A 12,589-nucleotide genomic window follows, 5' to 3' on the forward strand; every position below is an offset into this window, starting at 1 on the left:
GAGCTAGAGGTTCTTCACGATCTCGACCATCAGCTCGCCGCATTCGGTCGGGTTGGCCCCCACCTTGACGCCAGCGGCCTCAAGAGCCTCCATCTTGGCGGCTGCGGTGCCCTTGCCTCCGGAGACGATGGCGCCTGCGTGGCCCATCTTCTTTCCGGCGGGAGCGGTCTGGCCAGCAACATAGGCGGCCACCGGCTTAGTCATGTGCTCGGCGATGTACTCGGCCGCTTCTTCCTCGGCGGAGCCACCGATCTCGCCGATCATCATGACGGCCGAGGTCTGCGGGTCGGCCTCGAAGGCCTCCAGGCAGTCGATGAAGCTGGTGCCGGGCACGGGGTCGCCACCGATACCCACGCAGGTGGTGACGCCGATGTTCTGCTGCTGCAGCTCGTACAGCGCCTGATAGGTGAGCGTGCCGGAGCGGCTGACGATGCCCACCGAGATCTCGCCGTCGACCGGCGCCTTGGCGATGTGACCGGCGGTGATGCCGATGTTGGCCTGGCCGGGGCTGATGATGCCCGGGCAGTTGGGGCCCAGCAGGCGCACGTCCGGGTAGTCGCGCTTCAACTTGTTGTAGAACCACGCCTCGTCCTGGGCGGGGACGCCCTCGGTGATGACGATGATCAGCTTGACGCCACCCTCGGCGGCCTCCATCACGGCGTTCTTCACGCCGGGGGCCGGGATGAAGATGCACGAGGTATCGGCGCCGGTCGCAGCGACGGCGTCGGCCACCGTGGCGAAGATGGGGATGCCATCGACGTCGGTGCCCGCCTTCTTGGGGTTGGTGCCGGCGACGACGTTGGTGCCGTAGTCACGGTTCAGCAGGCCGTAGTACCGACCGGTTGAACCGGTCAGACCCTGGTAGACGACCTTGGTGTTGGAATCGACGAAAATGCTCATGGTGGGTTCAGGTCTCCAGTAGCTCAGGCGCTGGCGGCGAGCTCGACGGCCTTGGCGGCGGCGGACAGCATGGTGGGTTCCATCTGCAACTTGTCGCTCAGGTGTGGCTTGAGCAGCTCGCGACCCTCGTCAGCGTTGGTGCCGTCGAGGCGGATCACCATCGGATGGGAGAGGTCGATGCGGCCGGCTGCCTCGATGATGCCATTGGCCACCTCCTCGCCGCGGGTGATGCCGCCGAAGATGTTGATGAAGATCGACTTCACCCGGGGGTCGTTGTCGAGGATCGTCAGCGCCGCGACGAACTTGTCGGCATCGGCTCCGCCCCCGACGTCCAGAAAGTTGGCGGGTTTTCCGCCAGCCTGGTTGACGACGTCCAGCGTGCTCATCGCCAGACCTGCGCCGTTGGCGATGATGCCCACCGACCCCTCGAGGCCGACGTACTCCAGGCCGGCCTGGTGGGCGGCCTCTTCGCGCTCGTCGCGCTCCTGGGTGGCGGCGTAGGCATCCCACTCGTGGCGGAAGTCGGCGTTGCCGTCAAGGGTGACTTTGGCGTCGAGTGCATGCACCTCGCCGGTGGGCTTGAGGATCAGCGGGTTGATCTCCACCAGGTCGGCGTCGCCGTCGACATAGGCGGTGTACAACTTGGCGAGGATGTCGACCGCGCCCTCGGTGGCGTCCGGGTTGAGGTTGGCGGCAGCCACCCAGTCCCGGATGGTCGCCTCGTCCAGGCCGTCGACCGGGTCGATCCAGATCTTGGCGATGGCATCGGGGTTCTCTTCGGCAACCGTTTCGATCTCGACGCCGCCCTCGGCGGAGAGCATGCCCAGGTGGGCCTTCTTGGCACGGTCGAGGGTGAAGCTGGCGTAGTACTCCTCGGCGATGTCCGAGGCCACCTCGATCCACACGACGTTGACGGTGTGGCCCTTGATGTCCATGCCGATGATGTCGGAGGCATAGGTGCGGACCTCGTCGGCGTCGTTGGCCAACTTGATGCCGCCGGCCTTGCCACGGCCGCCCACCTGCACCTGTGCCTTAACGACCACCGGGTAGGTGTTCAGCCGTTCGGCTGCCGCCACGGCATCGTCGACGGTGGTGACCGCCTCGCCCGCCGACACCGGAATGTCGAACGAGCCGAAGAACTGTTTGCCCTGGTATTCGAAGAGGTCCACGGCCCGAGCCTCCCAGGAAGGCCTCATGAAAGGCAACACGGCCCGCGTTCCGGTCCCCTCCGGGGCCCACCCCGAAACGGCGACAAGGTGACGCTCAACCCCGAAACTGCGACAAGGTCACGCTCAACCCCGAAACTGCGACAAGGTGACGCTCAACCCCGAAACTGCGACAAGGTGTGGAGCGAAGGTGTGGAGGTGTGCCGGTGAGTTTCATCGGCACACCTCCACACCTCTGCTCCACACCTCCGTCAACGGGTGCGGCAACCCGTGGGCGAACGGAGCCCGCTGCCCCACCATGCAGAAGTGGCGACTGCATCGAGTCCGAACCTTGAGGCGGCGACCCGCGACCGACGCTGGGTCGCCCTCGCCCGGCAGTACCGGGTGTTCAGCGCTGCGGACGCTGAGCGGTTCGGCATCAGCGGCGACGCCCTCCGTCAGCGCGCCTCGGCTGGCGGCCTGCTGCGGGTGGGGCGTGGCTGGTACGCCATGGCCGACCGGCCGCTGACCTGGACCCACCGGATCGACTGGGCCACCCGAGCCACCGGGGGCGTTGCCTCCCACCGGTCGGCGGCGGTGCTCTGGAAGCTGGAGGGATTCCAGGCGTCGAAGCCGGAGGTACTGGTGCCGTTCGAACGGCGGGTCCGTCCCGAGGGCGTGAAGGTGCGACGAAGCCGACGCTGGGATCGTGGCGAGCACACGACGAGAGACCAAATCGGCGTCGTCGGCCCCGAGGTGCTCGTCGGCCAGCTTGCTTCGATGTTGCCCCGGGCCCGGCTTCGAGCGGTTGTCGATCAGCTCATCCGCGAGCACCATGCCTCGCTGACGTCGCTGGCCCGGTTTCATCACGAGACCCCTCCCGGGACCGCCGGGCGGACCGTCCTCGGCGAGGTACTGGGGGAGTATGCGGAGGACCAGCGGGTACCGATGAGCGACTTCAGCCGCATGGTGGCCGACCTGTTGGTTGGTGCGGGTCTGCCCGAGCCTCTGCTCGAGCATCAGTTTTGGGACGACGACGGACTCATCCAGATGGTGGACCTGGCGTACCCCGGCGTGCTGGCGATCGGTCTGGACTCCCTTGCCCACCACCTGGATCGTGCCACGTTCATCGGGGACCGGCGGGCGCGCAACCGCCTCGAATTGCTCGGCGTGAAGGTGCTGCTGTTCACATGGTGGGACTACACCGAGCATCCCGAACGCCTGGTGGCCCAGGTGCGCGCCGCACTTGCCACCACCTCCGCCTGACGGCTCCTCGCAAAACCTGACACCCCTCCTGGGCACCTGGGTTGCTCAGCTCGAAGACACGAGCCCCAAGCCCTGGGCCCCCAATCAGCCACGTCCCGGGTCCGAGCCCTCCAGAACCCAGGCCGCCCGAGCCCCTCTACGGCGGGCCGGGCGAACAGCATCAGAGGGAGCCAAGGCTCCGAGACGGCGGATACAGTCGGAGAAACCAGCCCGCCTTACCGGCGGATGTCACGCCTCGGCGTCTCGAACGCTCCACCCAGAGCTCCGGTTGCGGGCCGATCGACCCCAACCCTCCGCTCACCACACAAGCCAGGAACGCCCATGGAACTAACCGGTAGCCGAGTACTGCTCACCGGAGCCAGCGGCGGGCTGGGGCAGGCGATCGCTCGACGCCTGGGCCGCTACGGCGCTCAATTGACGCTGACCGCTCGCAATCGCCCAGCTCTGGACTCGCTGGCCGACGAGACCCGAGGCACCGTGGTGGAGGCCGACCTGTCCAAGCGCAGCGATGTGCAGCGGCTGGCCAAGATGGTCAGCGAGTTCGATGTCGTGATCGCCAACGCCGGAGTGGGCGGCGAGGCGAGCGGCTCCGAGCTGAGCGTCAAGGCGATCGACGGCGCGATCGACGTCAACCTGCGAGCGCCGATGGTGCTGAGCGGAGCCTTCGCCCAGGCCTGCATTGCCGCCGGTCGCCCGGGACAGCTCGTGCTGATCGGGTCGCTGTCAGGCATCGCCCCCACCCCCGACACCTGCCTGTACAACGCCACGAAGTTCGGCCTGAGGGGCTTCGGGCTGTCGCTACGCCAGGACCTGGAGGAGTACGGCATCGGTGTCACCGTGGTCGAACCCGGCTTCATCCGCGACGCCGGCATGTTCGCCAACAACGATGTCGAACTCCCGAGGGGCGTACGCACCAAGTCACCCGTCGAAGTCGCACAGGCGGTGGAGAAGGCCATACGAACCAACCCGGCCGAGATATTCGTGGCCCCGACCGAGTTGCGAGCAGTCGCCACGTTGGCCACCGTGGCCCCGGGCCTGTCCGAGGTCATCCAGCGGCGGGTCGGGACCAAGGAGATGCGCAACGGCACCAGGTAATCCTGTTGGCTCGGCCACCGCTGCAGCGCCCCAGCGGGAGTGACAGCGCCGGATGAACCAGTCAGGTCGGCCCGCACAACAGCGCCCAGCGGGAGCGTCACAGCACCTTGAGACGCAGTCGCTTGTTGCCTTTGCCCTTCGATTCGGTCTTGGTAATTTCGAAGCGTCCCACCTCGGCGGTGGAGGCCACGTGGGTGCCACCGTCGGCCTGCCGGTCGAGCCCGACGATGTCCACCACGCGCACCCGGGTAACCGAGGTGGGGATGAGGTTGACCTTGGTGCGGATCAGCGCCGGGTCGACGTCTGCCGCGGAGCGGTCGAGAAAGCTCACCTCGATGGGGCGATCGGCGGCCAGCTCGGCGTTGACCGCGTCGGTCAACTCGTCGCGAAAACCATCGGGCAAAGGACCGAACTCGAAGTCCATGCGCGCCGCCAACGGTTCCATGTTGCCTCCCGTGGCCGGCACCTGCCAGCGGTTCCAGACGACGCCGCCCATGACGTGCAACATGGTGTGGGTGCGCATCAACGCGTGTCGCCGGTCCCAGTCGAGCGTGCCCGTCACGGCCGAGCCGACGGTCGGCACCGGTGGGCCATCGACGCTCCCGGCCTTCTCCTCCTCACCTCTCGGCTCCAGGGTGTGCCACACGAACGGCCCGTCCTTGCGGACGTCGGTGACCGAATAGGTGGCACCATCGGCCGCGAGGATCCCGGTGTCGTGGGGCTGACCACCACCGGTGGCGTAGAACACAGTGCGGTCGAGTGCCACGCGGTCGTGGTCGACCGCAACCACCTCCGCATCCATCGTGCGCTGATAGGCGTCGCGCAGGTACAGCTGATCGGTTGCGATGGCGTCCTGGTGTGAGCGTTCGGTCATCTGTCCTCAGTAATGTCGACGGCACCGCCACCCTTGCAGACGGAGCGCACGCTGCGACGGCCCATCGAGCTCCCACCTCTGTCGAGTTCCACTGCCGAGTTCCACTGCCGAGTTCCGCGGCAGGGCACCAGCGGGCAGACTGGGCCGCCCGAACCCGCCCGCCGAACGTTGGGAGCAACATGCCGGTCGAGCAGCGCAGCACGTCCAACCAGTTCAGAACGGCCGGAATCGCTCTGTTGATGGTCGGCGCCGGACTGGCATTGGTCCTCGTGTTGTTCGGGCAGGGCGGCAGCGGCGAACCGGCCACGGTCAGCCTGGGCACCGACGAGTTTGCGCTGGGCCCCGCTGCAGAGCGGGCACAGGTGATCGCCAAGACGGGCCCGTTTCTCCTTCCCGACGTGTCGGGCCGAGGCCAGGACCGCCCCATCATGGTCAGCCACGAGGGCCCCGAGCCCGAGGTTGGCTGGGCGATCTTCGAGGCCAGGGCGCCGGGTGCCCCCGACGGCTGCTACCTCCGCTGGGACCGCGATGCCCAGGTGTTCGTCTCCGAGAACCCGGACGAGGGGTCGGTGTCCGAGGACTCGTCCGGCGAACGCTGCGACGACGCGACGTTCCCGATGAACGGAGCCGGGCTGAAGCAGCTTCCGTGGGAGGTCTCCGATGACGGCATCCTGTTCGTCAAGCTGGGTGATGATTCCGGCGACGAGGCCACCACGACCACCGCACCCTGAGCCCTACTTCGGGGGCGTGACCCCGGAGGGGAACTCGGCGGCGATCAGGTCGAGATGATCGAGGTCGGACAGGTCGAGCACCTGCAGGTACACCCGCTCGATTCCCGCCCCGGCGAAGCGACCCAGGGTTTCAACCGCCTCGGCGGGCAACCCCGCCACGCCGTTCTCGCGGAGCTCGCCGGGCTCACGTCCGATCGACTGGGCGCGGCGTTCGAACTCGCCCTCGTCACCACCGACGCACACGACCAGGGCGGCCGAGCGCACCAGGGTTGACGGGTCACGCCCGAGGCTCTCGCAGGCTCGGTCGACCCGCTCGTTGGCCGCGACCACGTCGTCGAGGCCCAGAAACGGGGTGTTGTACTCGGCCGCGAAGCGTGCAGCCAGGTTGGGTGTGCGCTTCGGCCCTGCACCGCCGACGATCACCGGCGGTGGGCTCTGCCACGGTTTGGGAAGCGCCGGGGATCCGGTCAGCGCATAGTGGTCGCCATGGAAGTCGAAGGTCTCCCCCGCTGGGGTGGCCCACAAACCGGTGATGATCTCCAGCTGCTCGGTCAACCGGTCGAAGCGCTCACCGAGCGACGGAAATGGGATGCCGTACGCGTCGTGCTCGTCCTCGAACCAGCCGCTGCCCAGGCCCAACTCCACCCGACCGCCCGACATGGCGTCCACCCCGGCGACCGAGATCGCCAACGGGCCGGGCAGGCGAAACGTGGCCGAGGTGACCAGCGTGCCCAACCGGATCGTCGAGGTGTCGCGTGCGAGGCCGGCCAGCGTGATCCAGGCGTCGCTGGGGCCCGGCAGACCCGAGCCGTCGCCCATCGCCACGTAGTGGTCGCTTCGAAAGAAGGCCCCAAAACCCAGGCGCTCCGCCCGGATCGCCACCCCGAGAAGGTCGTCGTAGGAGGCGCCCTGCTGAGGCTCGGTGAAAATGCGGAGTTCCATGTCTGCAACGTACCGTGACCATCTCCTGGCTGCGACGGCCGGCACGCCCGACCTCGGACCAGGGTCGATCAGTCGAGATCCAACAAGCGCTCGATCAGCTCGTCCCGCTGCAACTTGTTGGTACCGGTGCGGGGCAGATCGTCGACGAAGTACACCCGACGGGGGACCTTGTAGGTCGACAGCCGCTCCCCCACCCACGACAGAAGCTCATCGGGGGTCGACGTGGCACCTTTCGCCATCCGCAGGCCCACCACCGGGACCTCGCCCAAGGTGTCATCGGGAAGCCCGACCACCCCGGCCTCGACAACGTCGGGATGCTGTTCGAACACCCGCTCCACCTCGGGGGGATACACCGAGAAACCGCCCGACTTGATGACCACCTTGGCCCGGCCCTGGAACGAGAAGGTCCCCATCGGCCCCCGCCGCACAAGGTCCCCGGTCGACAGCCAACCACCGGCGTCGAGCACCGCCTCGGTGGCGGCACTGTCGTTCCAATAGCCCTCGAGCACGCCCGGGCCACGCAACAACAGCTGGCCCACTGCACCGACCCGCACCTCGTCCCCATCATCGTCGACCACCCGGAAGCGATAGCCGGGCATCGGGATACCCAGCTGGTCACCCAGGCCAAAGGGCACGAACGGCGGCGACAACTTGGCCGCCGCACCCCCGCCCGTCTCGACCATGCCATAGCCCTCGGCGAACGTCGCCTCGCCGATCGAACCCAGACCCGGCAAGGCAAAGGCGGCGCCCCGACGCTTGAACCGGTGCGCCAACTCCGGCGGCATCACGTCGGCACCCGACACCCAGAAACGGATCGACGACAGGTCGCGCATGTCGGCCCCCGCCTCCTCGAGCATGCGGTACATCGTCGGCACGCCGGCGAAGGCCGCAGAGCGGCGCTCCTCGATGTCGTCGAGGCATTCGGTCGGCCTGAAACGGGGGCGGAACCGCACGGGCACCCCGGCCGAGGCCGCCGCCGCCAGGGCTGCGAAGCCAAAGATGTGGGCCACCGGGAGAGCGATGAGCAACTCGGAGATCAGCAGGCCGCCGGGTAAAGCTGCCAGGCGGCTCAGCTCGCCGACCAACGCCCGGTGGGTGAGGGCAGCTCCCTTGGGGCTGCCGGTCGTGCCGGAGGTGTAGAACAGCGCCGCCACCCGCTCGTCAGCGCCACGGTCCTCGCCGAGGCCGGCGCTCACGCCCAGGTGCTCGGCCAGCACGTCGAGTTCGTCCACACCGCGGATCACGAGCGGCGCGTTGGCGTCCAGGACGACGTGGGCGATCTCGTCGTCGCGCATCGCATCGTTGACCGGCGCCGGGATGGCACCGGCCCGGGACACCGCCAGGGTGGCCAGGAACAGCTCGACCGAGTTGGGCATCGCCAGCACCACCCGGTCGCCGGAGCTGATCTTGTCGTCCTCGACCAGCGCCGCCGCCCAACGGTCAACCAACTTGGCGGCGCCGGCCACGGTCAGCTTGGTCGCCGGAACGCCCGTGCGGGCTTCGGCGGCCTGGTCGACCAGCACCGAGCCACCGTGGACGGCCGCGGCCCGTGCCAGGAGCGAGCCCAGCGTTTGCCTGGAGCGAACCATGGCGACACGCGCGGCCTGACGGCGCCCCATACGAATGATCGGCCCGATCATCGCCCCACCTTTTCCAGCGGGGCCCACGACAACAGCAGGCGCTTTTCGCCTTCGCTGGGAAAGCGGATCGTCGCCTCCGCCCTGTCTCCCCGGCCTTCGATGTCGAGGATGACCCCCTCACCGAAGGTGGCGTGCAGCACATCGTCGCCCACCCGCAAACCCGAATCGTCGCCCAACCGGGGGCCTTCGTCGGCGCCCGCTCGTGGACCCAACCCCGATCCGGCACCCACGCCGATGGAGCGCACCCCCACCACCCCCGACGATGAGGCCCGTTCTCGCCGCGCGTCCCTGCCGGCGAGGGAGGTCCGCCCACCTCCGGACCAGCTGCCCGACGTGCCTGGACGGCGGGAACCACGGGTCGAGGATCCCTCGGCATCCTCGATCAGTTCTTCGGGGATCTCGCCCACAAACCGGCTCGGGGGGTTGTAGTTGGTGGCTCCGTGCAACGTTCGACTCCAGGCGTTGGTGAGGTACAGACGCTCGCGCGCCCGTGTGATCCCGACATAGGCCAGACGACGTTCCTCCTCGAGCTGGGCCGGCTCGCCAATCGAGCGCATGTGAGGAAAGACGCCCTCCTCCATGCCGATGAGGAAGACGACCGGATACTCGAGCCCTTTGGCCGAGTGCAGCGTCATCATGACCATCTCCCCGGCGGTGGGATCGTCCTCGTCGGGCAGGTTGTCGGTGTCGGCAACCAGGCTGACCTGCTCCAAGAACTCGGGCATCGAGTCGTACTCCGCGGCGACGCCGACCAGCTCGGCCAGGTTCTCGAGGCGCCCCTCCGACTCGATCGTGTGCTCGGCCTCCAGCTCGGCGATATAGCCGGTGCGCTCGAGCAGGTCTTCGAGCAGCGGAGCCGGTGCCAACCCCCCACCCCCGGTGCCCGTGCCGTCGCCGTCGCCGTCGCCGTCGCCGGTCGGCGCCAAGCCATCGATGATCTCCAGAAACCGTTCGACACCCCGCTGCGCCCGGGACGACACCCCGGCGGCGTCCGCGTGGCGAAGCGCCTCGACGAAGCTCAGCGAATGGGCCCGTGCGTAGGCGTCGACCCGACCGATCGTCGTGTCCCCGATGCCCCGCTTGGGCACGTTGACGATGCGCTTGGCCGACACCTCGTCGGCCGGGTTGACAATCGTCTGCACGTACGCCAGCGCGTCTTTGATCTCACGTCGATCGTAGAACCGCGTCCCGCCGAGCACCCGGTAGGGCACCCCCTGGCGAAACAACGCCTCCTCGAGCACGCGGCTCTGGGCGTTGGCACGGTAGAAGACGGCAACGTCGGGGTAGTTCACCGTGCCCGAGTCGACCAGGCGGGCGATTTCCTGGGCGACGTAGCGGGCTTCGTCGCCCTCGTCGTCACCGACGTAGCGCACGATCTGGGCACCCCCCGACTCGTCGGTCCACAGATCCTTCGGGCGGCGAGACATGTTGTTGGCGATCACCGCGTTGGCAGCGTCGAGAATTTTCTGAGTGGAGCGGTAGTTCTGGTCCAGCACGATCTGGGTGACGTCGGGGAAGGCCGACTCGAACTCCAAGATGTTGCGCAGGTCGGCACCCCGAAAGGCGTAGATCGACTGATCGGAGTCGCCGACCACGCACACGTTGTGGTGGGCGCCCGCCAAGAGGATCACCAGCTCGTTCTGCACCCGGTTGGTGTCCTGGTACTCGTCGACCATCAGGTAGCGGAACCGTCGCTGATACTGCTCGAGCACGTCGGGCTCGGTGCGCAGCAGCTCGACGGTCACGCCGAGGAGGTCGTCGAAATCCATCGCGCCGGCAGCCCGCAGACGCGTCTGGTATTCGGCGTACACGTCGGCGACCTTGCGCTCCATGATGTGGCCGGCTTCCTCGGCCATTTGTTCGGGCGTGCGCAGCTCGTTCTTCGCCAGCGAGATCTGGGACTGGACCGAACGGGCGGGCATCCGTTTGGTGTCGATGTTGAGGTCGCGAAGGACGTAGCCGATCAGCCGGGTGGCGTCGGCCTGGTCGTAGATCGTGAACGAGCTCGGATATCCCAGCCGACTGCCGTCGCGTCGCAGGATGCGGACGCAGGCGGAGTGAAAGGTCGACACCCACATCTTCTGGGCGACCGGCCCAACGAGCGCGCCCACCCGGTAGCGCATCTCGTCGGCCGCTTTGTTGGTGAACGTGATCGCCAGGATCTCGAACGGCGACACGTTGTCCTGCTCGATCAGCCGGGCGATGCGGTGGGTGAGCACCCGGGTCTTGCCCGAGCCGGCCCCCGCCACGACCAGCAGTGGCCCCTCACCGTGCAGCACCGCCTCCCGTTGGGCTGGGTTGAGGCCGTCGAGGAGGTGGGGTGACATACCCGCCCATCCTATGGCGACCGACCGACAACTCACCGACGAGACCGCCACCGAAGCCGGGAGCCCGGAGGCACCCCCGAGCACACTCCACACTCCCCCGGTTGCCGGCGATGCCGGGAGCCCGAAGCAACCCCCAGCGCACTCCACACTCCACGGTTGCCGGCGGTTTGCCGGGCAGGTCGGGCTCCGCTCAGATACGCACGGCGATCGGGGTACCGTTGAAGCGGTAGATCGAGGCGACCTTGACCACGTCACCGGTGCGGGGTGCGTGCACGTATTGGCCGCCACCGATGTAGATGCCGATGTGGTGCACCGGCGAGCCGTAGGCGACCAGATCGCCCGGCACCAGCTCGCCGACGCTGATGCGGCGGCCCATCGCCACCTGCATGCGGGACGAGTGGGGTAGGCCACCGCGACCTGCTTGGGCGTACGCCCAGAGCACCAGACCGGAGCAGTCGAAGCCGCCGGGCGATTGGCCGCCCCACCGGTAGGGCGTGCCCCTCATCGAGAGCGCAGCCTGCACGGCCCGCTGCCCCGAGGACGAGGGCGGTGGTGGCGGTGGTGGCGGCGGTGGCGGTGCTACCGGCCTGGGCGTGGTGGGGGGCGGGGCCGTCGGACGCGTGGTCGTCGGACGCGGTGCCCGAGTGGTCGGGGCAGCCGTCGGCTTCGGCGCCGGGGCCACAGCCCTTGCCGCTCCCGCTCGCTTCGGGGCGCTGGACTTGGACGTCGGTGATGCCTTGGCGGCCGATCCCGCCTTGGGCTTGGCCTTGGCTTTCGCCGTCGGCGTGGGCGCAGGCGACGTATCGGCGGCGGACCCAGAACCGTCACCCGACGATGAGGCCGCCGACTCGCCATCCTCGGTCTCGGCGCTCTCGCCAGCCGCTGTCTCCCCTGCTCCGGCGGCGGTTTCGGCCTGGGCCTGGACCTGTGCGTCCGCCTCTGCCTGCGACTCGGCCTGAGCCTGGGCTTCCGCCTCGGCCTGTCGCCGCTCGGCCTCGGCCCGCTCGGCTTCGAAGCGCTGGCGTTCCTCGCGTTCCAACGCTTCGGCCAGGTCGCCCTTCACCTGAGCCTCGCTGGCAGCGAGTTCCCCCTCGACCGTCTTCATCTCCGCACGCGACGACTCGATGCGCTCGCGGGCCGTCGCCTTGGCAACGGCGGTCTCGTCGAGAAGCTCCTGCTTGGAGGAGAGGTCGGACCGGGCGGCTCGCCCCTCTTCAACCGCCTGTTCGCGGTTGCCCTGGGCCGTCGCCAACAACGTGCGCGAGCGGATCGCATCTGTCGGGTTGTCCTGGGCCGAGGCATTGCCCGTCCCCAGGCCACCGGTGAAGGCCCGCACTGCGTAACGCTTCACCTGACCCTGGGCGTCCTTCATCGACTTCTCAGCCGAGGACACATCCGCTTCGGTCACCTTGGACCGAGCCTCGATGTCGACCAGTTCGGCCTTCGCCAAGTTGGCCCGCTCCTCCAAAACCGAAATCTTCTCGCCCAGATCGGCACGCCGGGCGACGATGCGGTCCACCTGGGCGGCCAGCTCCCGTGAGTCGTTGCCCTGTGCCGAAGCCGGCGTGGCAACGATGACCACGGACGAGGCCATCAGGGTGGCTGCCAAGACGGTCAGCACACGTTTGAGGGAGGGACGATCGGGTGAGTTCACCCGCGACCGGGGAAG

The 12,589-nt window shown here is 68.2% G+C and carries 10 protein-coding genes; 3 read left to right on the top strand and 7 right to left on the bottom strand.

The window, feature by feature from the left end; genetic code table 11:
- Positions 1-3: 3 nt before the first annotated feature.
- Together sucD and sucC are read right to left on the bottom strand one after the other, a co-directional pair.
- The gene (gene sucD / locus PKD89_RS04690; RefSeq protein ID WP_287390358.1) at positions 4-900 is read right to left on the bottom strand and encodes a succinate--CoA ligase subunit alpha; all 897 of its coding nucleotides are present in this window, start codon (positions 898-900) and stop codon (positions 4-6) included.
- 23 nt (positions 901-923) lie between these two features.
- Entirely contained in the window at positions 924-2,069 is a 1,146-nt protein-coding gene (sucC, locus tag PKD89_RS04695) for an ADP-forming succinate--CoA ligase subunit beta (protein ID WP_289012310.1), read from the bottom strand.
- Positions 2,070-2,372: 303 nt separating this feature from the next.
- Here sucC and PKD89_RS04700 point away from each other — a divergent pair, with 303 nt between their 5' ends.
- Both PKD89_RS04700 and PKD89_RS04705 read left to right on the top strand, forming a co-directional pair.
- Positions 2,373-3,311 carry a type IV toxin-antitoxin system AbiEi family antitoxin domain-containing protein gene (locus PKD89_RS04700; protein WP_324332288.1) on the top strand — a complete coding sequence of 313 codons (939 nt, stop codon included), beginning with the start codon at positions 2,373-2,375 and terminating at the stop codon, positions 3,309-3,311.
- A gap of 321 nt (positions 3,312-3,632) precedes the next feature.
- Entirely contained in the window at positions 3,633-4,406 is a 774-nt protein-coding gene (locus tag PKD89_RS04705; protein ID WP_289010677.1) for an SDR family NAD(P)-dependent oxidoreductase, read from the top strand.
- 97 nt (positions 4,407-4,503) lie between these two features.
- On the opposite strand, the gene PKD89_RS04710 is transcribed toward PKD89_RS04705, so the two are convergent.
- Entirely contained in the window at positions 4,504-5,280 is a 777-nt protein-coding gene (locus PKD89_RS04710; protein ID WP_287390364.1) for an alanyl-tRNA editing protein, read from the bottom strand.
- 179 nt (positions 5,281-5,459) lie between these two features.
- Between PKD89_RS04710 and PKD89_RS04715 the strand changes: the two genes are divergently transcribed.
- Entirely contained in the window at positions 5,460-6,011 is a 552-nt protein-coding gene (locus PKD89_RS04715; protein ID WP_287380114.1) for a hypothetical protein, read from the top strand.
- A 3-nt stretch (positions 6,012-6,014) separates the two neighbouring features.
- On the opposite strand, the gene PKD89_RS04720 is transcribed toward PKD89_RS04715, so the two are convergent.
- The 4 genes from PKD89_RS04720 to PKD89_RS04735 all read right to left on the bottom strand — a co-directional run bounded on the left by PKD89_RS04720 (position 6,015) and on the right by PKD89_RS04735 (position 12,529).
- Positions 6,015-6,953 carry an LLM class F420-dependent oxidoreductase gene (locus tag PKD89_RS04720; RefSeq protein ID WP_287380112.1) on the bottom strand — a complete coding sequence of 313 codons (939 nt, stop codon included), beginning with the start codon at positions 6,951-6,953 and terminating at the stop codon, positions 6,015-6,017.
- Positions 6,954-7,021: 68 nt separating this feature from the next.
- Positions 7,022-8,593, bottom strand: a complete 1,572-nt coding sequence (locus PKD89_RS04725) for a class I adenylate-forming enzyme family protein (RefSeq protein WP_289010676.1) — start codon at positions 8,591-8,593, stop codon at positions 7,022-7,024.
- Positions 8,590-10,920: a DNA helicase PcrA gene (pcrA, locus tag PKD89_RS04730; RefSeq protein WP_287380108.1), complete on the bottom strand. Its 2,331-nt coding sequence runs from the start codon at positions 10,918-10,920 to the stop codon at positions 8,590-8,592. The genes PKD89_RS04725 and pcrA overlap by 4 nt, the downstream gene beginning before the upstream one ends.
- Before the next feature lie 190 nt (positions 10,921-11,110).
- A complete protein-coding gene (locus PKD89_RS04735; protein WP_289010675.1) occupies positions 11,111-12,529 on the bottom strand; it encodes an NlpC/P60 family protein in 1,419 nt (472 codons plus the stop codon).
- Between the last annotated feature and the right edge of the window lie 60 nt (positions 12,530-12,589).

Origin of the sequence: Candidatus Neomicrothrix sp., assembly GCF_035329545.1 — a bacterium.
Classification (GTDB): Bacteria; Actinomycetota; Acidimicrobiia; order Acidimicrobiales; family Microtrichaceae; genus Microthrix; species Microthrix subdominans.

Bases quoted from the DNA above. Each gene is read 5' to 3' on its own strand.
- sucD (WP_287390358.1), bottom strand. From the start codon at position 900: ATGAGCATTTTCGTCGATTCCAACACCAAGGTCGTCTACCAGGGTCTG.
- PKD89_RS04705 (WP_289010677.1), top strand. From the start codon at position 3,633: ATGGAACTAACCGGTAGCCGAGTACTGCTCACCGGAGCCAGCGGCGGG.
- PKD89_RS04710 (WP_287390364.1), bottom strand. From the start codon at position 5,280: ATGACCGAACGCTCACACCAGGACGCCATCGCAACCGATCAGCTGTAC.
- PKD89_RS04715 (WP_287380114.1), top strand. From the start codon at position 5,460: ATGCCGGTCGAGCAGCGCAGCACGTCCAACCAGTTCAGAACGGCCGGA.
- PKD89_RS04720 (WP_287380112.1), bottom strand. From the start codon at position 6,953: ATGGAACTCCGCATTTTCACCGAGCCTCAGCAGGGCGCCTCCTACGAC.
- PKD89_RS04725 (WP_289010676.1), bottom strand. From the start codon at position 8,593: ATGATCGGGCCGATCATTCGTATGGGGCGCCGTCAGGCCGCGCGTGTC.
- pcrA (WP_287380108.1), bottom strand. From the start codon at position 10,920: ATGTCACCCCACCTCCTCGACGGCCTCAACCCAGCCCAACGGGAGGCG.